This window comes from Streptomyces sp. NRRL F-5122 (genome assembly GCF_001507435.1).
Lineage (GTDB): Bacteria > Actinomycetota > Actinomycetes > Streptomycetales > Streptomycetaceae > Streptomyces > Streptomyces lannensis.
On the sequence record NZ_LMWH01000290.1, the window covers coordinates 149,930 to 171,808 of the forward strand.

Genomic DNA, 21,879 nt, shown 5'->3' on the forward strand with positions numbered 1-21,879 from the left:
GGACTGCGGCCCCGGACGCGCCGCGGCGCCTGCCCTGAGTCCGGTCGGGGACAGGGGGCAGGCGCCGTGCTCAGTTCCGTACGCCTTTGTACGGGACGCTTCATGGGTGACCGTCGGGTCGGACCTGGGGATGCCTCAGACCATCAGCGAGCGATCCGTCGGGCGGATCGGGGCCGGAAGGTCGCTGGCGCCCGTCAGGAAGCGGTCGACGCCACGGGCCGCCGAGCGGCCCTCGGCGATCGCCCACACGATCAGGGACTGGCCGCGGCCGGCGTCGCCCGCCACGAACACGCCCGGCACGTTCGTCCGGAAGTCGGCGTCACGCGCGATATTACCGCGCTCGTCCAGCTCCAGGCCGAACTGCTCGACCAGGCCGTTATCCCGGTCGGTGCCCGTGAAGCCCATGGCGAGGGTCACCAGCTGCGCCGGGATCCTGCGCTCCGTGCCCGGCTTGGAGGTCGGCCTGCCGTCCACGAAGTCGACCTCGGCGAGGTGCAGCCACTGCACCCGGCCGTCCTCGTCGCCCTCGAAGTGGCTCGTGGAGGCCGCGTAGATGCGCTCGCCGCCCTCCTCGTGTGCCGAGGTGACCTTGTAGAGGATCGGGAACGTCGGCCACGGCTGCTGGACCGGGTGCCGCTCGTCGTTCGGGCGGGGCATGATCTCCAGCTGGGTGACGGAGGCCGCACCCTGGCGGTGGGCGGTGCCGACGCAGTCCGCGCCCGTGTCACCGCCGCCGATCACGACGACGTGCTTGCCCTCGGCCGAGATCGGCGAGGTCACGTAGTCGCCCTCCTGCACCTTGTTCGACAGGGGCAGGTACTCCATGGCCTGGTGGATGCCCTTGAGCTCGCGGCCCGGGACCGGCAGGTCGCGTGCGGTCGTGGCGCCCGCCGCGATCACCACGGCGTCGTACCGCTTGCGCAGGTCCGTCGCCTTCAGGTCGCGGCCGACCTCCACACCGGTACGAAAGCGAGTGCCCTCCGCGCGCATCTGCTCGATACGGCGGTTGATGTGCCGCTTCTCCATCTTGAACTCGGGGATGCCGTAGCGGAGCAGACCACCGACGCGGTCCGCGCGCTCGTACACCGCGACCGTGTGGCCCGCCCGCGTGAGCTGCTGGGCGGCGGCCAGGCCCGCCGGGCCGGAGCCGATGACCGCGACGGTCTTGCCCGACAGGCGCTCGGGGGCCTGCGGCTTGACGTCACCGCTGTCCCACGCCTTGTCGATGATCGAGACCTCGACGTTCTTGATGGTGACCGGCAGCTGGTTGATGCCCAGCACACACGCCGACTCGCAGGGCGCGGGGCACAGGCGCCCCGTGAACTCCGGGAAGTTGTTCGTGGCGTGCAGCCGCTCGGAGGCCTCGGTCCAGTCCTCGCGGTAGGCGTAGTCGTTCCACTCTGGGATGAGGTTTCCGAGCGGACAGCCGTTGTGGCAGAACGGGATGCCGCAGTCCATGCACCGGCTGGCCTGCTTGCTGATGATCGGCAGCAGCGAGCCCGGAACGTAGACCTCGTTCCAGTCCTTGACACGCTCGTCCACCGGGCGGGACGTGGCGACCTCGCGGCCGTGCGTCAGGAAGCCCTTCGGATCAGCCATGGGTCGCCGCCTCCATCATCTTCTCGGTGATCTCGGTCTCGGAGAGACCCGCTCGCTCGGCGGCGTCCTTGGCGGCGAGCACTGCCTTGTAGGTGCTGGGGATGATCTTGCTGAAGCGGTCCACGGAGACGGACCACTCGGCGAGGAGCTTCTCGGCGACCGTGGAACCGGTCTCCTCGGCATGCCGGCGCACCACGTCGTGCAGCCACTGCTTGTCGGCCTCGTCCAGCGGCTCGACGGAGGCCTGGTTGCCGGCGTTGACGTTGTCGCGGTTGAGGTCGACGACGTACGCGATGCCGCCCGACATACCGGCCGCGAAGTTGCGGCCCGTCTCGCCGAGCACGACCGCGTGACCACCGGTCATGTACTCGCAGCCGTGGTCGCCCACGCCCTCCGCCACCACGAGCGCACCGGAGTTGCGGACGCAGAAGCGCTCGCCGGTGCGGCCGCGGAGGAACAGCTCCCCGCCCGTCGCGCCGTAGGCGAGGGTGTTGCCCGCGATGGTCGAGTACTCGGCGAGGTGGTCCGCGGCCCGGTCCGGGCGCACGATGACGCGGCCTCCCGACAGGCCCTTGGCGACGTAGTCGTTGGCGTCGCCCTCCAGGCGCAGCGTGATGCCGCGCGGCAGGAAGGCGCCGAAGGACTGACCCGCCGACCCCGTGAAGGTGATGTCGATGGTGTCGTCGGGCAGACCCGCCCCGCCGAACTTCTTCGTCACCTCGTGGCCGAGCATGGTGCCGACCGTGCGGTTGATGTTGCGGATCGCGACCTGGGCGCGCACCGGCTGGGCGTCGGCCTGGGAGTTCGCGGCCAGCGCGTCGGCGGCGAGCTTGATCAGCTCGTTGTCGAGCGCCTTCTCCAGGCCGTGGTCCTGGGCGACGATCTGGTGGCGCACCGCCGCCTCGGGCAGCTCGGGCACGTGGAACAGCGGCTCCAGGTCCAGGCCCTGCGCCTTCCAGTGGTCGACGGCCCGGGTGACATCGAGCGCCTCGGCGTGGCCGACGGCCTCCTCGATGGAGCGGAAGCCCAGCTCCGCGAGGAGTTCGCGGACCTCCTCGGCGATGAACCGGAAGAAGTTCACGACGAACTCGGCCTTGCCGGTGAAGCGCTCGCGCAGCACCGGGTTCTGGGTGGCGATGCCGACCGGACAGGTGTCCAGGTGGCAGACGCGCATCATGACGCAGCCGGAGACGACGAGCGGCGCGGTCGCGAAGCCGAACTCCTCGGCGCCCAGCAGGGCGGCGATGACCACGTCACGGCCCGTCTTGAGCTGACCGTCGGTCTGCACGACGATCCGGTCCCGCAGGCCGTTGAGCAGCAGGGTCTGCTGGGTCTCGGCGAGGCCGAGCTCCCAGGGACCGCCGGCGTGCTTCAGCGACGTGAGCGGGGAGGCGCCGGTGCCGCCGTCGTGACCGGAGATCAGGACGACGTCCGCGTGCGCCTTCGAGACGCCCGCGGCGACCGTACCGACGCCGACCTCCGAGACCAGCTTCACGTGGATCCGCGCCTTCGGATTCGCGTTCTTCAGGTCGTGGATCAGCTGGGCCAGGTCCTCGATGGAGTAGATGTCGTGGTGCGGCGGCGGGGAGATCAGGCCGACACCCGGCGTCGAGTGCCGGGTCCTGGCCACCCACGGGTAGACCTTGTGGCCGGGCAGCTGGCCGCCCTCGCCGGGCTTGGCGCCCTGGGCCATCTTGATCTGGATGTCGTCCGCGTTGACCAGGTACTCGGAGGTCACGCCGAACCGGCCGGACGCGACCTGCTTGATCGCCGAGCGGCGCGCCGGGTCGTACAGGCGGTCCGGGTCCTCGCCGCCCTCGCCGGTGTTGGACTTGGCGCCCAGCTGGTTCATGGCGATGGCGAGCGTCTCGTGCGCCTCCTTGGAGATGGAGCCGTACGACATGGCGCCCGTGGAGAACCGCTTGACGATCTCGGACACCGGCTCGACCTCGTCGACGGAGATCGGCTGCCGGCCGGACTTGAAGCCGAACAGGCCGCGCAGCGTCATCAGGCGCTCGGACTGCTCGTTCACCCGGGCCGTGTACTTCTTGAAGATGTCGTAGCGGCCGGTGCGGGTGGAGTGCTGGAGGCGGAAGACCGTGTCCGGGTCGAACAGGTGCGGCTCGCCCTCGCGGCGCCACTGGTACTCGCCGCCGATCTCCAGCGCGCGGTGCGCGGGAGCGATGCCGGAGGCCGGGTAGGCCTTGGCGTGGCGGGCGGCGACCTCCTGGGCGACGACGTCGATGCCGACGCCGCCTATCTTCGTGGCGGTGCCGTTGAAGTACTGGTCGACGAAGGCCTCGTCGAGGCCGACGGCCTCGAAGACCTGGGCGCCGCGGTAGGAGGCGACGGTCGAGATGCCCATCTTGGACATGACCTTCAGAACGCCCTTGCCGAGCGCGTAGATCAGGTTGCGGATGGCCTTCTCGGCGTCGATGCCGGGCAGGAAGGTGCCCGCCCTGACCAGGTCCTCGACGGACTCCATCGCCAGGTACGGGTTGACGGCCGCGGCGCCGAAGCCGATGAGCAGGGCGACGTGGTGGACCTCGCGGACGTCGCCGGCCTCCACCAGCAGGCCCACATGACTGCGCTGCTTGGTGCGGATGAGGTGGTGGTGGACGGCCGCGGTGAGCAGCAGCGACGGGATCGGCGCATGCTCGGCGTCCGAGTGGCGGTCCGACAGGACGATCAGACGGGCGCCGTTCTCGATGGCGGCGTCGGTCTCGGCGCAGACCTCCTCCAGGCGCGCGGCGAGGGCGTCGCCGCCACCGGAGACCCGGAAGAGACCGGAGAGCGTCGCGGCCTTCATGCCGGGCATGTCGCCGTCGGCGTTGATGTGGATGAGCTTCGCCAGCTCGTCGTTGTCGATCACCGGGAAGGGCAGCACGACACTGCGGCAGGACGCCGCGGTCGGCTCCAGCAGGTTGCCCTGCGGACCCAGCGACGAGCGCAGGGAGGTCACCAGTTCCTCGCGGATGGCGTCCAGCGGCGGGTTGGTGACCTGCGCGAACAGCTGGGTGAAGTAGTCGAAGAGCAGGCGCGGGCGCTCGCTCAGCGCGGCGATCGGCGAGTCGGTGCCCATCGAGCCGATCGGCTCGGCGCCGGCCTTGGCCATCGGCGCGAGGAGCACACGCAGCTCCTCCTCGGTGTAGCCGAAGGTCTGCTGGCGGCGGGTGACCGAGGCGTGGGTGTGCACGATGTGCTCGCGCTCGGGCAGGTCGCCCAGCTCGATCTCACCGGCCTCCAGCCACTCCTCGTACGGCTGCTTCGCCGCGAGGGTCGCCTTGATCTCGTCGTCCTCGATGATGCGGTGCTCGTCGGTGTCGACGAGGAACATCCGGCCGGGCTGCAGGCGGCCCTTGCGGACGACCCTGGCCGGGTCGATGTCGAGGACGCCGACCTCGGAGCCGAGGACGACGAGGCCGTCGTCGGTGACCCAGTAGCGGCCGGGGCGCAGACCGTTGCGGTCGAGCACGGCGCCGACCTGGGTGCCGTCCGTGAAGGTGACGCAGGCGGGGCCGTCCCAGGGCTCCATCATCGTGGAGTGGAACTGGTAGAAGGCGCGCCGGGCCGGGTCCATGGAGTCGTGGTTCTCCCACGCCTCCGGGATCATCATCAGCACGGAGTGCGGCAGGGAGCGGCCGCCGAGGTGCAGCAGCTCGAGCACCTCGTCGAAGGACGCGGAGTCCGAGGCGTCCGGGGTGCAGACCGGGAAGATCCGCTCCAGCCTCTCCTGGGAGCCGAACAGGTCGGAAGCGAGCTGGGACTCGCGAGCGCGCATCCAGTTGCGGTTGCCCTTGACCGTGTTGATCTCGCCGTTGTGCGCGACGAAGCGGTACGGGTGGGCGAGCGGCCAGCTCGGGAAGGTGTTGGTGGAGAAGCGCGAGTGGACCAGCGCGATGGCCGTGGCGAAGCGGCGGTCGGACAGGTCGGGGAAGAAGGGCTCGAGCTGGCCGGTGGTCAGCATGCCCTTGTAGACGATCGTGCGCGCGGACAGCGACGGGAAGTACACGCCGGCCTCGCGCTCGGCACGCTTGCGCAGCAGGAACGCCTTGCGGTCGAGCTCGATGCCCTTGCTCGTGCCGTCCGCGACGAACACCTGGCGGAAGGCGGGCATCGTGGAGCGGGCGGTGGCGCCCAGCAGCTCGGGGGCGACGGGGACATCGCGCCAGCCGAGGACGGTCAGACCCTCGTCCGCGGCGATCGTCTCGATCCGTGAGACGACTTCGGAGGAGTCCGCCCGGGGAAGGAAGGCGATACCGACCGCGTACGCGCCCGCCTCTGGCAGCTCGAATCCGGCCACCTCGCGGAAGAACGCGTCCGGCACCTGGGAGAGGATGCCTGCGCCGTCGCCCGAGTCGGGCTCGGAGCCGGTGGCTCCACGGTGCTCCAGGTTGCGCAGAACGGTGAGCGCCTGCTCGACCAGCGCATGGCTCGCCTCACCGGTGAGGGTGGCCACGAAGCCGACGCCGCATGCGTCGTGCTCGTTGCGGGGGTCATACATACCCTGCGCAGCAGGGCGAGCATCCATGAACGACCAGTTCTGGCCATTCGCGGAATGCTGGGACGGCTGGCGCGGCGTACGCATCGGCTCTCCCGTCGTCGTCATGTGGCATATGCAGGTGCCGAGGGACGACGTTGGCCCTCTGCGTCGGGTGCAAAATTTCGTGCAGGTTACATGATGGAGCGATTCTCGGGAAGCGGGACAGATCATTCCAGCATGCGGACATTGCCGAGGCGTGGCGCGGGTTGCACGTGCGGCAACGGAATCAAAGGGGGCACAAGCGGACAGATCGGTGTCCCTTGACCCAGGGTACGGGGGGCGTCGTCGCCCGAGGTGATGTCGTGCGGCGCAGGCGTCATTGCCCGCGGCGCTTACGGCTCATGCCCGCTGGTTAACCAGTCGAAACCGCCGAGTAACGGCTACTTATACGGCCCCTCGCATAAGTGCCTCGCCATCATCCTACGGCGGTACCGAACAGGCTGCCCAGGGCGTACGTCACACCGGCCGCCGCGCCACCCAGGGCGAGCTGCCTAAGACCGCTGTACCACCAGCTGCGCGCCGTCACCCTGGCCACCACCGCACCGCAGCCGAAGAGCCCGGCGAGGGCGAGCAGCACGGCCGGCCACAGCGCATGGGAGCCGAGCAGATACGGCAGAAGGGGCAGCAGGGCGCCGAGCGCGAACGAACCGAAGCTGGAGACGGCCGCCACCCCCGGGGACGGCAGATCACCCGGGTCGATTCCGAGTTCCTCGCGCGCGTGTATCTCCAGCGCCTGCTCGGGGTCGCGGGAGAGCTGCCGAGCGACCTCGCGGGCCAGTGCCGGCTCCACGCCGCGCGCCTCGTACAGCGCCGCGAGCTCCTCCTCCTCGCCCTCCGGGTGCTTGCTGAGCTCGCGCCGTTCGACGTCGAGCTCGGCCTCGACCAGTTCCCGCTGGGAGGCGACGGAGGTGTACTCACCGGCCGCCATGGAGAAGGCACCTGCGGCCAGGCCCGCGAGTCCGGTGATCACGATGGCCTGCCGGCCGACGGCACCGCCGGCGACACCGGTCATCAGAGCCAGGTTGGACACCAGGCCGTCCATCGCGCCGAAGACGGCGGGGCGCAGCCATCCACCGTTCACATCGCGGTGCGTGTGGTTGTCCCGGTGCGCCTCGTGCAGCGTCGCCTCGGTCTCGATGATGGCCATGCCCGAGCCCCCAGATTGCTGATTGGACTACTTCCACTTTTCGACAACAGCAAAAGTACGTCGAATATTGCCGCGCCGCCAGCAAGGAAAGGCTGGGCTAACCTGCGGCTTTACCTTTTCTTGCTCATACGTGAGGGGCCCTGCACAGATGTCGGTCGGGTGATGCTGCGGCCGGTCAGGCTCGGGAGAACCGCTCGCGTGGCACAGATGCGCAAAGGGGTTTCCACACCCCGGTTCAGGGGGGTGCCTGAAAGGAGAGGCACCGTATGGCCATCGCCTGCATTCCCCCGGCCCCGGCCCCCGGGGAGGCCGCCGGTCTCCGCGAACGGGCGCGCGGCGCACTGCTCGGCCTCGCCGTGGGGGACGCACTGGGCGCGCCCGCCGAGAACATGAAGCCCTCCGAGATCCGCGCCCGCTGGGGACGCATCACCGGCTACGTCGTCGAGGAGCCTTCGGGCACGGACGACACCGAGTACGCGATCTTCTCGGGACTGCTGCTGGCCCGGCACGGCTCGGCACTCACCGTGGCGCACGTGGAGGCGGCCTGGCACGAGTGGATCGCGGACCGGGACGAGGGCCCGTTCCGCGGAGCGGGTTTCAGCGAGCGGGGCACGCTGGAGAACCTCCGCCGCGGGCTCGCGGCGCCCATCACCGCCCAGCATCGGCACGCCTGGAGCGACGGACTCGCCATGCGCGCGGCGCCCTTCGGCGTCTTCGCCGCGGGCCGCCCCGCGGAGGCGGCCCGGCTGGTGGCGATCGACGGCTCGGTGAGCCACGAAGGGGAGGGCATCCACGGCGGCCGGGCGGTCGCTGCCGGGGTCGCGGCGGCGATGGCGGGCGCGTCCACGTCCGCCGTGGCCGCCTCGGCCCTCGCCGTCGTGCCCGAGGACTCCTGGACCGCCCGCTCCCTGCGCCGCGCCGTCGCCCACGCCCACCGCGGGGCCCGCGCGATCCGCTCCGCGGTGGTGATCGGCGGCTATCCCTGGACGGACCTCGCCCCGGAGGCGGTGGCCCTGGCCTTCGGCGCGTACGCGGCGGCGGAGGGCGACTTCACGGAGTCGGTGCTCACCGCGGTCAACATGGGCCGCGACGCCGACACCACGGCGGCCGTCGCGGGCGCCCTCGCGGGCGCGACCTGCGGGATCTCGGCGATCCCCGCTGACTGGGCGGCGGCGATCGGCCCGGCCCGCGGCCGCTGTCTACCGGCCATGGAGGGCCACCACGTGCTGGATGTGGCGGAACTGCTGACGCCCGGCGACGACGGCAGGTGGGGCGCGGAGCTCGCCGGACTGTGGGGCAGGGGGACGGCGGCGGGCACCCGGCAGGGCGGCCGCGCGCGGTCCGACGGTCCGGGCCGCCGCGGCAGGCCCGCGCGGCGCGGCGATCGCGGCGGCCCCGCCCGGCGCGGCGACTCCGTACGGCAGGGCGGTCCCGCGCGGCAGGACGCACGGGACCGGCCCGACCCGGCGGCGTACGCGGAGGCGGCGTTCGTGGAGAGCCCGGACGAGGACGGGGTCGAGCCGTGAGCGGCTCCGACGCTCCCCGCCGTGTCGAGGGCCTCCTGCTCGGGCTCGCCGCCGGCGACGCGGCCGGGTGGCCCGCCGCCCGGCACCGGGCCGCCCGTATGCCCGAGTGGACCCGGCGGCTGACCCGGGAGCTCGACGCCTTCGCCGAGCAGAACGCGACCACGACCCTGCCCGTGCCGATCGCCCTCAACCAGCCGCCGGAACCGCTCAGACTCGGGCCCTCGGACGACGCCGAGTGGGCGGCGTTCGCCGCCCACGCCGTACTGCGGGCGGCGGACGCCGGTGCGTTCGGCGACCTCGATCGCCGGCGCAGCATGCGAGCGGCCATCGACCTGTCCTGGAACACGATCGCCGGAGAGGTCGCCGCGGCGGCCGAACGCGCGCCCGAGGTCGAGTCGGCGCGGGTGACGCTGCGCGCCCGGATCTCCGTGCGCGCGGGGCTCGGCAACCTCGCCACCGGACTGCGCCCGCCCGCCACCGGCCACGACAACCCGCACTACTTCGACGACGCCGCCTGCGTACGGGCCTGTGTCCTCGCCGTGGCGCATCCCGGAGATCCCGGGCTCGCCGCCGAGCTGGCCGAGTTCGACGCCCGCTACACCCAGGACGGCGACGGGGTGCACGGTGCCCGCTCCATGGCCGCGGCGCTCTCGCTCGCCCTGTCCGGGGAGGCGGTGGACACCTGCGTGGCAGCGGCACTCGCCGAACTCCCCGAGGCCACGGAGATCGGCCGCAACGCCCGGCACGCGCTGGAACTGGCCGACGGCGGCGGCGCCTTCTGCGTCGTCCCGCTGCTCGAGCACCAGATCGTCGACCACGTCTACAGCTACGGCATCGCCGCCGCGGAGACGGTGCCGGTCGCCCTCGCCCTGGCGACGGCGGCGGGCGGCCGGATCGCGGAGGCCGTGCCCGCCGCCGCCTGTCTCTCGCGCGTCGCCGACTCCGCGCCCGCCCTGGCCGGCGCGCTCACGGGTGCGCTCGGCGGCGCCGCCGCGATCCCCGCCCCCTGGCGCGAAGCATGCCGAACCCTCTCGGGCTGCGCCCTTCCCCGCCTGAGCGGAACCGACCTCGTACGCCTCGCCGAACTCCTGGAGACGATGGAACTGGCCGTCGCCGGTGGATGATTCGGACATGACGCCCACTTCTGACGAGACGACACCTCTCGACGAACGCATCACCGGCGCCCTCGTCGGCGCCGCCGTCGGCGACGCCCTCGGCGGACCCGTCGAGGGCTACTCCCCCGAGCAGATCGTCGAACGGCACGGCGGTCGCGTGCACGGGATCGTCGGACCCTGGCACGGCGACGCCTGGCGCACGGCCCGCCCCATCGCCCCGTACCACAAGGGCGACGGCCACGTCACCGACGACACCCTGATGACCCACGCGCTGGTGCGGGTCTACGGAACCGTCCGCGACCACCTCGACGCCTACGCGATCGCCCGGCATCTCGTCCCCGACCTGATGACCGGCCGCTGCTGGATCCCGGAACTGGAGGCGGAGGCGATCCCTCTCCAGCGGATCTTCCTGGCGGAGAAGTGGCTGGTGGCGCGGCTGCACTACGGCCATGTCGAGCCGCGCGAAGCCGGCGTCGGCAACATCGTCAACTGCGGTGCCGCGATGTACATGGCGCCGGTCGGACTGGTCAACGCGGCCAATCCGGCGGGCGCCTACGCCGAGGCACTGGACGTCGCGGGGGCGCACCAGTCGTCGTACGGCAGGGAGGCGGCCGGGGTCTTCGCGGCCGCGGTGGCGGCGGCGTGCAAGCCGGGCGCGACCCCCGACTCGGTCGTGGCCGCGTGCCTGTCGCTGGCGAAGGACGGCACACGCGCCGCCATCGAGACGGTCTGCGACGCCGCCTCCCGCTACTCGGACTTCGAGTCCGCACTGCGGCCGCTGCGGGAGGCGGTGGCGCCCTACGACACGGTCGGCCCCGACTACCGGGATCCGTCCCTGGGCGCCCGCCGTCCCTCCCGGCTGCACACGATCGAGGAACTCCCGGTGGCGCTCGGCATGATGGTCGTGGCACACGGCGACTTCCGCCACGCGGTGCTCGGCTCGGTGAACTACGGCCGGGACTGCGACTCGATCGCGACGATGGCGGGCGCGATCACCGGCGCCCTGGGCTCGGAGGTCCCCGAGTACTGGGCGAAGGCGGTCGCGGAGGCGAGCCGTCTCGACCTGCACGCCCCGGCCCGGACGCTCACCGAGGTGACACGGGAGGTCTTCGCCCGCGACGTGTCCCGGCGCCGGGCCCACGAGGCCGCGTTCACCGGGATCGGAGGCTGAGGTGCTCCGACTGACCTGGGTCCAGCCGGAGGACCTGCTCGGGCACGAATTGCGCCAGGCGGAGCAGGAGGGCCGGGCGACATCGGCCGTCGCGGCCAGATGGCGCCGTGCCGGCGGCCCCGAGGCACCCCTGCACGCGGGTGCCTCGGCCCTGCCCGTGTCACCGTATCTGCGGCTGCTGGCGGAGGACCTGCTGGACGAACTCGCCGACCTGCCGGGCACGACGGCGGACGCCGAACCGACGGATCTGGCGAGGATCAGGGCGTTGTGCCCCGACTGGCCCTCCGGGGCGTCGGCGGGCGGGTACCGGCCGCCGGACGAGGCGCGTCTGGAGGCCGCCTGGCTCGGCAGGGCCGTCGGCTGCCTCCTCGGCAAACCCGTGGAGAAGCTCCCCCTCGAGGGGATCCGCCGGCTCGCCGGGGCCACCGGCAACTGGCCCCTGGACACCTGGTTCACGGCACGGGGAGTCCCTTCGGAGCTCCTTGAGGCGTACCCGTGGAACCGTCGCTCCGCCGGCACGTCGCTCGCCGAGAACATCGACGGGATGCCCGAGGACGACGACCTCAACTACCCCCTGCTGAACCTGCTGCTGCTCGGCCGCCACGGCAGGTCCTTCACCACCGCCGACGTGGCCCGGCTCTGGCTCGAGGAACTCCCCGCGGGACGCACCTTCACCGCCGAGCGCATCGCCTACCGCAATCTGCTCTGCGGCATCGAGCCCCCGCGCACGGCCCGCCACCGCAACCCGTTCCGCGAGTGGATCGGCGCACTGATCCGGGCCGATGTGCACGGCTGGACCAACCCGGGCGATCCGGCCACGGCGGCCGAACAGGCCCACCGCGACGCCACCCTCACCCACACCGCGAACGGGGTCTACGCGGCGATGTTCACCGCTGCCACGATCGCCGCGGCGACCACCGGCGCCCACGACGTCCACCACTGCCTGCGTACCGGACTCGCCGTCGTCCCGCCCGGTTCGCGTCTCGCCCGCGCCGTCCGGCACGCCGTGCGGCTCGCCCGCGACACGGAGGACTTCGACACGGTCGTCGACCGGCTCCATGCCGCCCACCGCACCTGCCACTGGGTGCACGCCGTCCCCAACACGGCTCTGATCGCCGCCGCCCTCACCCACGCGGACGGCGACTTCACCGCCTCCGTCTGCCGTGCCGTGTCCGGAGGCTGGGACACCGATTCCAACGGCGCGACGGCGGGCAGTGTCGCGGGACTGCTGGCCGGACGTCCCGGCGCGCTCCCCGACCGCTGGACGACCCCGCTGAAGAACCGGCTGACGACATCCGTCGGCGACTTCAACGGCATCGGATTCGACACCCTGGCCCAGATCACCCACCGGGAGGCCCACCGCTCATGACCGCACCCCTGACCGGCCTGAAGGTCCTGGATCTCGCGACCCTCTTCGCCGGTCCCCTCGCCGCCACCCTGCTCGGTGACTTCGGTGCTGACGTCGTCAAGATCGAGCACCCCGCCCGTCCCGACCCCTCCCGCGGGCACGGCCCGGCGAAGAACGGGGTGGGCCTGTGGTGGAAGCTGCTGGGCCGCAACAAGCGGACGATGACGCTGGACCTCTCGAAGCCCGGCGGCCGCGCGACGCTGCTGAGGCTGGCCGCCGGTGCCGACGTGATCGTCGAGAACTTCCGCCCGGGAACCCTGGAGAGGTGGTCCCTCGGCTGGGACGAACTCTCGGCGGCCAACCCCCGGCTGGTCCTCGCCCGGGTGACCGCCTTCGGACAGTTCGGCCCGTACGCCCGCCGTCCCGGGTTCGGCACCCTCGCGGAGGCCATGAGCGGGTTCGCGGCCATCACCGGGGAGCCGGACGCCCCGCCGACGCTCCCGCCGTTCGGGCTCGCCGACTCCATCGCGGGCCTGGCGACGGCGTACGCGGTGATGACGGCGCTCGCGGCCCGGGACCGCACCGGCACCGGTCAGGTCGTGGACATGGCGATCATCGAACCGATCCTCACGGTCCTGGGACCGCAGCCGATCTGGTACGACCAGCTGGGGCACGTCCAGCAGCGCACCGGCAACCGCTCCCAGAACAACGCCCCGCGCAACACCTACCGCACCGCGGACGGCGACTGGGTCGCCGTCTCGACCTCCGCGCAGTCCGTCGCCGAGCGGGTGATGCGACTGGTCGGCCGCCCCGAGCTGATCGACGAGCCCTGGTTCGCGAGCGGGGCGGACCGGGCCCGGCACGCCGATGTCCTGGACGCCGCGGTCGGCGAGTGGATCGCCGGCCGGACACGCGCCGAGGTGCTCAAGGCGTTCGAGGGGGCGGAGGCCGCCGTGGCGCCGGTGCAGGACGTACGGGAGGTGATGACCGACCCCCAGTACGCGGCGCTGGGCACGATCACGACGGTTCCCGACGACCCCGACCTCGGGGCGCTGCGCATGCAGAACGTGCTGTTCCGGCTGTCCGCCACGCCCGGGGAGATCCGCTGGGCGGGCCGCCCGCACGGCGCGGACACCGAGGCGATCCTGACCGAGCTGGGCCTCACCGGCCCGGAGATCGCCGCGCTCGCGGCGGAGGGCGCGCTGTGACCGCACGTCCGGGCTTCCCCCCTCTCACCTGGCTGTACGCCCCCGGGGATCGGCCGGAGGTGGTCGGCAAGGCGCTGGCCTCCGGAGCGGACGTGGTGCTGATCGACCTCGAGGACGCGGTCGCACCCGACCGCAAGGAGTACGCGCGGGCGGCGACGGCTGAGCGGTTGACCGGGCGTCCTCCGGTGCCGGTCCACGTCCGGGTGAACGCCCTGGACAGCCCCTGGGCGCAGGCGGACCTCGCCGCCCTGGCGACACTGCCCGGCGTCTCGGGACTGCGCCTGCCCAAGGTGACGTCACCGTCGGACGTGGTCCGCGTGGCCGAGCGGGCGGCACCGGCGGACGGAGGGGCGATCGCCCTGTACGCCCTGCTGGAGACGGCCCTCGGTGTGGAGCAGGCGTTCGCCATCGCCACGGCGCACCCGGCCGTGCGGGGCATCGCGCTCGGCGAGTCGGATCTGCGGGCCGACCTGGGCGTACGGGAGGACGCGGGCCTCGACTGGTCGCGGTCGCGCGTGGTGGTGGCCGCACGTGCCGCGGCGCTGCCTCCCCCGGCCCAGTCGGTCTACCCGGACACGAGGGATCTGGAGGGCCTGGCGCGCTCCTGTGCCCACGGCCGCACGCTGGGCTTCCTGGGCCGGGCGGCGATCCATCCGCGTCAGCTGCCGGTCATCGAGCGCGCCTACGCGCCCAGCACGGAGGAGATCTCCCTGGCCGAGGAGATCCTGAAGGCCGCGGCCAGGGAACCGGGCGCGCAGGCCCTGCCCGACGGGCGTTTCATCGACACGGCGGTGGTGCGGGAGGCCTACCGGACCCTGTCCCTGGCCCGCCGAAGGCGCTGAGGCCTCCGAAAGGGCTGAGGCCTGCAGAACGCGGCGGGGCGCCGTATCCGGTGATACGGCGCCCCTGCCCTGTTCGTGTGCGGCTCAGGCCTTCTTCGCGGACTCCGCGTCGTCCGCCCGCTTCGCCTCGGCCGTGGGCCCGGAGGTGTCCGCGGGCCCGTCCTCGTCCCCCGGTCCGGTGTCGTCCTTCGCGGCGGCCTCCGGCTCGTCCTGCTGAGCCTCCGGCTTCTTCTCCAGCTCCACGGATCCGTCGCCGTCACCCGTGACCGGCGCGTCGGCACCCGGTTCCACGACGTCCTCGCGCCCCGGCCGCAGCCGATACGACACGACGATGTACGCCACGGCCAGCAGGAAGACGACCATCGCGGTCCAGTCGTTCAGCCGCAGGCCCAGGACGTGGTGCGCGTCGTCGACGCGCATGTACTCGATCCACCCGCGGCCCACGCAGTACGCGGCGACGTACAGCGCGAAGGCGCGTCCGTGCCCGAGCTTGAAGCGCCGGTCCGCCCAGATGACCAGGAAGCCGACCCCGATGCACCACAGCGACTCGTACAGGAAGGTCGGGTGGTAGTACCCCGGCACCCGGCCGTCCGTCGCCGAGGTGATGTGCAGCGCCCACGGCAGATCCGTCGGCCGTCCGTAGAGCTCCTGGTTGAACCAGTTGCCCCAGCGGCCGATGGCCTGCGCGAAGGCGATGCCGGGGGCGACGGCGTCGGCGTACGAGGGGAGCGTGATGCCCCTGCGGCGGCAGCCGATCCAGGCGCCGACCGCCCCGAGCGCGATCGCGCCCCAGATGCCGAGTCCGCCCTGCCAGACCTTGAACGCGTCCACCCAGTCACGGCCCTCGCTGAAGTACAGCTCGTAGTCCGTGATCACGTGATACAGCCGTCCGCCGACAAGGCCGAACGGCACGGCCCACACCGCGATGTCGGCCACCGTGCCGGATCGGCCGCCCCGGGCGATCCAGCGTTTGTTGCCGAGCCAGACGGCTACGAAGACGCCGATGATGATGCAGAAGGCGTAGCCGCGCAGCGGAATGGGGCCGAGGTGCAGCACTCCGTGCGACGGGCTGGGGATGTAGGCAATTTCCATGGCAGGAACGACGCTACCGTGCCGGACAGGCAGCGCGGCAACCGACCGGGCTACGGGTCCATAACGTAGGACGCCCCCGGCACCATGCGCACCGGGGGCATCACTGGGCGACAGGCGCCTCAGGACTTGTTGGCCGCCTCCACCATCTGCTTCAGCTTGGCCGGGGTCATCGTCTGGTCCCCGTAGATGTTCTTGCCGTCGAGGAGCACGGTCGGTGTACCGGAGAAGCCGCCGCCCTGGAACGCGGTGTTCGACTTCTGCACCCAGCTGTCGTGCGTACCGTCCTTGACGCACTTCTCGAACGTCGGGGTGGTCAGTCCGTCGACCTTGCCCGCCAGCTCGATGAGCTTGTCGTTGTCCGCGAAGGTGTCCTGCGTCTCCTTGGGCTGGTTCTGGTACAGCACGTCGTGGTAGTCCCAGAACTTGCCGGCGTCCTGCGCACAGGCCGCCGCGTTGGCCGCGCGGAGCGAGCCGCTGCCGCGGAGATTTCCGTCGATGAGTGTGACCAGGTGGTATTCGACCTTCAGCTGTCCGGCGTCGGCCAGCTGCCGGACGGTCGGACGGTAGGCAGTCTCGAAGGCCTCGCAGGCCGGGCACCGGAAGTCCTCCCAGACCGTAAGGGTCGATTTGGCGCTGTCCTGGCCGACCGGGATGGCGAGACCGTCCTTGCCCGTCGCGCCGGAGGGCGCGGTCGCGGGGCCGGAGGCACTGCTCTTGCCGCTCTTCCCGGCGTTCGCCGCCAGGACGCCCACCACCGTCGCAAGGCCCAGGACACAGACGATCGAGGCGCCCACGATCAGCGCCCGGCGGCGCTTGTCCGCGGCCCTCCGCTTCTCTCGCTCCACCGCCAGCCGCTCACGGGCGCTGCGCTTTCCTTCACGGTTCTTCTCGCTCACATCCGGCAGAACGAACCGGGGAGGCGCTGCGCGCCTCCCCGGTCCCAGGTCCACCCGTTCGGATGAGTGATATTTCCGTTACGAGCGACTCTCACCCGCACGAGCGACGGCGGCCCGAGTCACGCGTTGCCCCGCACACCCTCGGCCAGCTCACCCGCGAGCGCCCGCACCGCGTCCAGCGCGGCCGCCTCGTCCGGCGCGTCCAGCATCCGCTTGACGAACGCGGAGCCGACGATCACCCCGTCGGCGAAGGCGGCCACCTCGGCGGCCTGCCCGGCGTCGGATACGCCGAGGCCGACGCAGACCGGCAGGTCGGTGGTCGCCCGGGTGCGGCGGACCAGGTCCTGGGCCTGGGTCCCGACCGTCTCCCGGGTGCCGGTGACGCCCATGAGCGAGGCCGCGTAGACGAAGCCGGAACCCGCAGCGGTGATCTGGGCGAGCCGCTCGTCCCTGCTGCTGGGCGCGACCACGAAGACCGTGGCGAGCCCGTGCTTCTCCGCGTGCTCACGCCACAGGCCCGCCTCCTGGACCGGCAGGTCCGGCAGGATGCAGCCCGCACCGCCGGCCTCTGCCAGTTCGGCGGTGAAGCGTTCCACTCCGTACCGGTCGATCGGGTTCCAGTACGTCATCACGAGCACCGGCTTGCCGGTGGCCGCGTGCGCCTCGCGGACCGTGCGCAGAACGTCGGCGATCTTGACTCCGCCACGCAGGGCGACGTCGTCGGCCGTCTGGATGACGGGCCCGTCGAGGACCGGGTCACTGTGCGGCAGTCCCACCTCGACGACGTCGGCGCCGCCGTCGAGGACCGCCTTGACCGCGGCGATGCCGCCGTCGACGGTCGGGAAGCCGGCCGGCAGATAGGCGATGAGCGCGGACCGCCCCTCTGCCCTGGCGGCGGCGAGGGTGTCGGACAGCAGCTGGATGTTCCCGCTCACTTGGCGTCCTCCTCGATCTCCGCGGCCTCGCCTGCGGCGTCCGCGGCGACGGACGCGTCGGTGTCGTACAGGCCGAAGTACCGGGCGGCCGTGTCCATGTCCTTGTCACCGCGCCCGGACAGGTTCACGACGATCAGCCCGTCCCTGCCCAGTTCCTTGCCGACCTCCAGGGCCCCGGCGAGCGCGTGGGCGCTCTCGATGGCCGGGATGATTCCCTCGGTGCGCGACAGCAGGCGCAGGGCCTGCATGGCCGCGTCGTCGGTGACGGCCCGGTACTCGCCGCGGCCGCTGTCCTTCAGATACGAGTGCTCGGGGCCGATGCCCGGGTAGTCGAGGCCCGCGGAGATCGAGTACGGCTCGGTGATCTGGCCTTCCTCGTCCTGGAGCACGTACGACCGGGAGCCGTGCAGGATGCCGGGCTCGCCGGCGCTGAGGGTGGCCGCGTGCTCGCCGGTCTCGATGCCGTGCCCGGCGGGCTCGCAGCCGATGAGCCGTACGGACGCGTCGGGGATGAACGCGTGGAAGAGGCCGATGGCGTTCGAACCGCCGCCCACACAGGCGATGGCCGCGTCGGGCAGGCGGCCGGCCCGCTCGAGCAGCTGCCGCCGCGCCTCCACCCCGATCACGCGGTGGAAGTCCCGCACCATCGCCGGGAAGGGGTGGGGACCGGCCACGGTGCCGAAGAGGTAGTGGGTGTGGTCGACGTTGGCGACCCAGTCGCGGAACGCCTCGTTGATGGCGTCCTTGAGGGTGCGGGAGCCGGACTGCACGGCGACGACCTCGGCGCCCAGCATGCGCATCCGGGCCACGTTGAGGGCCTGCCGCCGGGTGTCGATCTCGCCCATGTAGATGGTGCAGTCGAGCCCGAAGAGGGCGCAGGCGGTGGCGGTGGCCACGCCGTGCTGACCGGCCCCGGTCTCCGCGATGACCCGCGTCTTGCCCATCCGCTTGGTGAGCAGCGCCTGGCCGAGCACGTTGTTGATCTTGTGGGATCCGGTGTGGTTGAGGTCCTCGCGCTTGAGGAACACCCGGGCGCCACCGGCGTGTTCGGCGAACCGTGGCACCTCGGTGAGGGCGCTGGGCCGGCCGGTGTAGTGGACGAGCAGTTCATCGAGCTCACGGGCGAACTCGGGATCGGACTTGGCCTTGTCGTACTCGACGGCCACCTCGTCCACGGCGGCGACGAGCGCCTCCGGGATGAACTTGCCGCCGAACGCGCCGAAATAGCCCTCGGCGCTGGGAACCCGGCCCTCGGGGTCGGGAATGAAGAACTCGCTGGGCATGCGGATACCTCGCTGGGGCCGAAGCCCCGGTCGGGTGGAGTCGGTGGTCACGTCGAAGGCGTGCGCGCCGTCCCCCGGGCCGCCGTCCCGGCGCTGCGCCGGCACCGCGAACCGCCCCTGCGCCGATCCGGCGATCGGCCGTCACGTCGTGGAGGGCGGGATGTCACGGGAACCGGGCGGCGACCGGCGCGGGCGAACCGCTCCGCTCCGTGCCGTCAGGAAGGACGGACGGACCCGGATCCGGTTCGGCGCGGGAGACCTGCGCGCACGCCGAGGCGCCATCGCATGCCGTTGACCTGGCCGGGCTCGTCACCGATGACATACCGCACCCGTCGCCCGTGCACCCGCCGCGCGGGGGCACGGCAGCCGCGCGGCCTGCACCCACGGGCGAGACGGGCATAGGGATCCCTGGTCGCCACGGTGATCGGAAGCATCATCGGCGCCAACACTACCGGGGTACGGCCGTCCGTGAGGCCACCGCTCGGCGGTGGCAACTGGACCTGGCCCGTCCCCGGAGCCATCGTCAGCTCCGGCCGTGCCGCAGCGCCGGGTGGGCACCCGCCGCCACCAGGTCGGCGACCGCCGTCTTCGGGTCGCGTCCGGTCACCAGCGACTCGCCCACGAGCACCGCGTCGGCACCTTCGTTCGCGTACGCGATCAGGTCGTGCGGTCCGCGTACTCCGGACTCGGCGATCTTGACGATCCCCTCGGGGATCTCGGGTACGACCCGCTCGAACGTGGAGCGGTCCACCTCCAGAGTCTTCAGGTTGCGCGCGTTGACACCGATGACCTTGGCGCCGGCGTCCACCGCCCGGTCCACCTCGTCCTCGTCGTGCACCTCGACCAGCGGCGTGAGCCCGATGGACTCCGCCCGCTCGATGAGGGACTCGAGGGCGGGCTGGTCGAGGGCTGCGACGATCAGCAGGGCGAGGTCGGCGCCGTAGGCGCGTGCCTCCCACAGCTGGTACGACGTGACGATGAAGTCCTTGCGCAGCACCGGGATGTCCACCCGGGCCCGCACGGCCTCCAGGTCGGCCAGCGAACCACCGAAGCGGCGCTGCTCGGTCAGCACGGAGATGACGGCCGCGCCGCCCGCCTCGTAGTCCGCCGCGAGCCCTGCCGGGTCGGCGATCGCCGCGAGCGCGCCCTTGGACGGGCTGGAGCGCTTGACCTCGCAGATCACCTTGACCCCCTCGCCGCGCAGGGCGGCGACGCCGTCCCTGGCCGCGGGGGCCTTCGCCGCACGCTCCTTGAGCTCGTCGAGGCTGACGCGTGCCTGCCGCTCCGCGAGGTCGGCACGGACTCCGTCGATGATCTCGTCGAGCACACTCACGCGAGCGGCCCCCTTCCTGACGGTTGATGATTCAAGAAGCCCGATGGGGGTCGGGCTTCGGCCACCGGACCGCCTCGGCGGGCGAAACCGATCGTCACTGCGATGGTATCCGCAGGAGGGCGTAGGCCTCGCATCCGGTTGACGCCGGTCCCACTACCTGGACATTCGTAGATTGATCAAGGGTGTAGCCAGCCACCGAAGGGCAGGTTCCGGACAACCGTGAAGATCAGCAGCAGCGGGACCAGGATCCACAGATGCACCGGCTGGAGTTCGATCCGCACCGGCCGTCCCCGCGCCGCGCGGAGCATCCAGACGACCCACAGCACGGCGAAGAGCGGATAGCCGACGACGGCCAGGGCGTTGTCGTGAAACGCCGTCAGAAAGTCACCGTGGACGAAGGCGTGGGCGCTGCGCAGCCCTCCGCAGCCGGGGCAGTACAGACCCGTGTAGTGCAGCAGCGGGCAGACCGGGTAGTGCCCGGGGGCGTTGGGGTCCACCGTCCCGACGTACGCGAAGGCCGCCACGACACCGGCGAGGGCCCCGGCCGGGACGGCTGTCCGCCGGAACACGGCTGCGGCTCCGGTGTCCGGGCGGGTCGGGGTCGGGATCGGCGATGCGGGGTTCACGCCGGACATTCTGCCCGCCCCGGGTCCACCGTGCGCAACAAGGCGCGAGGCGGCCCCGGCGCTCCTGCGCCCGGGGCCGCCTCGTGTCGACGGCAGGTGGAGGGCTCAGCTCTCCGTCGCGCCCGCGGGCTGGTGCGCCGAGTGGGACGCGGTCTTCGGCTGGCCGAGGCCCATCACACGCATGATGCCGCCGACGACACCCCCGAGGGCGATGATGACCATGCCCGCCCAGAAGCCGACAGGCTGGGCCATCACGGTGAAGGCGCCCGAGACGCAGAAACCGATGAAGGCGATGATGACACCGGTCCAGGCGGCCGGGGTGTGACCGTGGCTGCTGCCCGCCATGACTTGCTCCTCGTTAGCTGAATGTGCATGTGTGAGCCGGACGCTCGGCGCCATTGTCCCGTACCCGCGCCCACGGGGTGGTCTCGGGGTCACTCCTCGGGTGCGAGGAGCAGCCCCCGGGCCTGCGGGGCCCGGCGGTCAAGCTCCCGTCGGGTCCTCGCCCCGGTCGAGCGCCTTCCACAGATCCTCGGGGCGATCCGGGTCGGCGGGCCGGGGGGCGCGCGGCCGGGGGGCACCGTCGCGCTCGTAGCGGCCCGACATCGCGGGCCACAGCCTGCCGTACCAGAGCGCGAGCAGTCCGGCGACGAGGATGAGCGCACCGCCGAACGCCGCGACGTACGGCCAGGCGGTGTGCGTGAGCGCGGTGGCGGTGGCGGAGCTGTCGCCGGCCGCCTGCGCCGCCTGCTCGTCGAGTGCCGAACCGTCGCCGGCGCCGAGCAGTGCTGCGGCGACGGTGCCCGCACCGGACAGCGCCAGCAGCCCGGCGACGAGCAGTCGTCCGGCCCTGCGGACCGCGAAGACGGCGACGAGCGCGGCGAGGCCCACTATGGCGAGGGCCGCGGGCACGCCCGTGACGTCGCTGCCCTTGGCGGTCAGCGGAAAGTGGGTGCCGACCACCTCCACGGTCCCCGCCGACCAGGACTGGCGGGAGGAGAGCAGCGCCACGGCCGCGCCGAGCGCGCCGCACAACAGGGCGAGGGCGAGGCTGCGGCGGCCGGACCCGGCGGGTGCGGCGGCCTCGGAGCGAGGATGAGGTACGGCAGTCACGTACCCACTATCACCCGAACCCCCCGCGGCGCGTCACCCGGGTCCGGTCAAACCCCGTGATCACGCAACCGTTCCTCCGTGACTCTCCCGGGAACAGCGCAT

Annotated in this window: 18 protein-coding genes; 6 read left to right on the forward strand and 12 right to left on the reverse strand. The window is 72.1% G+C overall.

Features of this window, described 5'->3' with window-relative positions:
* Positions 1–135 precede the first annotated feature (135 nt).
* From ADL25_RS41830 to ADL25_RS41840, 3 genes are all read right to left on the reverse strand, one after another.
* Positions 136–1,599 (reverse strand): glutamate synthase subunit beta, encoded by a 1,464-nt coding sequence (locus ADL25_RS41830; protein ID WP_059133176.1) that lies wholly within the window; start codon positions 1,597–1,599, stop codon positions 136–138.
* Positions 1,592–6,187 (reverse strand): glutamate synthase large subunit, encoded by a 4,596-nt coding sequence (gene gltB / locus ADL25_RS41835; RefSeq protein ID WP_079050962.1) that lies wholly within the window; start codon positions 6,185–6,187, stop codon positions 1,592–1,594. Before gltB ends, ADL25_RS41830 begins: the two co-directional genes overlap by 8 nt.
* 370 nt (positions 6,188–6,557) lie before the next feature.
* Complete coding sequence (locus tag ADL25_RS41840) at positions 6,558–7,289, reverse strand: VIT1/CCC1 transporter family protein (RefSeq protein ID WP_059133178.1); 732 nt, start codon at positions 7,287–7,289, stop codon at positions 6,558–6,560.
* A gap of 266 nt (positions 7,290–7,555) precedes the next feature.
* Between ADL25_RS41840 and ADL25_RS41845 the strand changes: the two genes are divergently transcribed.
* The 6 genes from ADL25_RS41845 to ADL25_RS41870 are packed head-to-tail and all read left to right on the forward strand — an operon-like array spanning position 7,556 to position 14,499.
* Positions 7,556–8,815, forward strand: a complete 1,260-nt coding sequence (locus tag ADL25_RS41845) for an ADP-ribosylglycohydrolase family protein (RefSeq protein ID WP_059133179.1) — start codon at positions 7,556–7,558, stop codon at positions 8,813–8,815.
* On the forward strand, positions 8,812–9,939 hold the full coding sequence (locus tag ADL25_RS41850) for an ADP-ribosylglycohydrolase family protein (protein ID WP_059133180.1): 1,128 nt from the start codon (positions 8,812–8,814) through the stop codon (positions 9,937–9,939). Before ADL25_RS41845 ends, ADL25_RS41850 begins: the two co-directional genes overlap by 4 nt.
* Before the next feature lie 7 nt (positions 9,940–9,946).
* On the forward strand, positions 9,947–11,101 hold the full coding sequence (locus ADL25_RS41855; RefSeq protein ID WP_059133181.1) for an ADP-ribosylglycohydrolase family protein: 1,155 nt from the start codon (positions 9,947–9,949) through the stop codon (positions 11,099–11,101).
* A 1-nt stretch (position 11,102) separates the two neighbouring features.
* Complete coding sequence (locus ADL25_RS41860; protein ID WP_059133182.1) at positions 11,103–12,470, forward strand: ADP-ribosylglycohydrolase family protein; 1,368 nt, start codon at positions 11,103–11,105, stop codon at positions 12,468–12,470.
* Positions 12,467–13,657 carry a CaiB/BaiF CoA transferase family protein gene (locus tag ADL25_RS41865; RefSeq protein WP_059133183.1) on the forward strand — a complete coding sequence of 397 codons (1,191 nt, stop codon included), beginning with the start codon at positions 12,467–12,469 and terminating at the stop codon, positions 13,655–13,657. The genes ADL25_RS41860 and ADL25_RS41865 overlap by 4 nt, the downstream gene beginning before the upstream one ends.
* The gene (locus ADL25_RS41870; RefSeq protein WP_059133184.1) at positions 13,654–14,499 is read left to right on the forward strand and encodes an HpcH/HpaI aldolase/citrate lyase family protein; all 846 of its coding nucleotides are present in this window, start codon (positions 13,654–13,656) and stop codon (positions 14,497–14,499) included. The genes ADL25_RS41865 and ADL25_RS41870 overlap by 4 nt, the downstream gene beginning before the upstream one ends.
* Positions 14,500–14,583: 84 nt before the next feature.
* Here ADL25_RS41870 and lgt read toward each other — a convergent pair whose 3' ends face one another.
* From lgt to ADL25_RS41910, 9 genes are all read right to left on the reverse strand, one after another.
* On the reverse strand, positions 14,584–15,591 hold the full coding sequence (gene lgt, locus ADL25_RS41875; protein ID WP_059133185.1) for a prolipoprotein diacylglyceryl transferase: 1,008 nt from the start codon (positions 15,589–15,591) through the stop codon (positions 14,584–14,586).
* Positions 15,592–15,710: 119 nt separating this feature from the next.
* Positions 15,711–16,487, reverse strand: coding sequence for a DsbA family protein (locus ADL25_RS41880; RefSeq protein ID WP_059133186.1), 777 nt, complete (start codon positions 16,485–16,487; stop codon positions 15,711–15,713).
* Positions 16,488–16,606: 119 nt separating this feature from the next.
* The gene (gene trpA / locus ADL25_RS41885; protein ID WP_059133187.1) at positions 16,607–17,422 is read right to left on the reverse strand and encodes a tryptophan synthase subunit alpha; all 816 of its coding nucleotides are present in this window, start codon (positions 17,420–17,422) and stop codon (positions 16,607–16,609) included.
* Positions 17,419–18,705, reverse strand: a complete 1,287-nt coding sequence (gene trpB / locus ADL25_RS41890; RefSeq protein WP_059133291.1) for a tryptophan synthase subunit beta — start codon at positions 18,703–18,705, stop codon at positions 17,419–17,421. Before trpB ends, trpA begins: the two co-directional genes overlap by 4 nt.
* Positions 18,706–18,920: 215 nt before the next feature.
* On the reverse strand, positions 18,921–19,142 hold the full coding sequence (trpM, locus tag ADL25_RS52515; RefSeq protein ID WP_079050970.1) for a tryptophan biosynthesis modulator TrpM: 222 nt from the start codon (positions 19,140–19,142) through the stop codon (positions 18,921–18,923).
* Between the two features lie 86 nt (positions 19,143–19,228).
* Positions 19,229–20,038 (reverse strand): indole-3-glycerol phosphate synthase TrpC, encoded by an 810-nt coding sequence (trpC, locus tag ADL25_RS41895; protein ID WP_059133188.1) that lies wholly within the window; start codon positions 20,036–20,038, stop codon positions 19,229–19,231.
* A 176-nt stretch (positions 20,039–20,214) separates the two neighbouring features.
* A complete protein-coding gene (locus ADL25_RS41900) occupies positions 20,215–20,673 on the reverse strand; it encodes a DUF2752 domain-containing protein (RefSeq protein WP_079050964.1) in 459 nt (152 codons plus the stop codon).
* Between the two features lie 96 nt (positions 20,674–20,769).
* Complete coding sequence (locus tag ADL25_RS41905) at positions 20,770–21,009, reverse strand: HGxxPAAW family protein (RefSeq protein ID WP_059133189.1); 240 nt, start codon at positions 21,007–21,009, stop codon at positions 20,770–20,772.
* Between the two features lie 138 nt (positions 21,010–21,147).
* Entirely contained in the window at positions 21,148–21,777 is a 630-nt protein-coding gene (locus tag ADL25_RS41910; protein WP_059133190.1) for a TIGR02234 family membrane protein, read from the reverse strand.
* Positions 21,778–21,879: the final 102 nt, after the last annotated feature.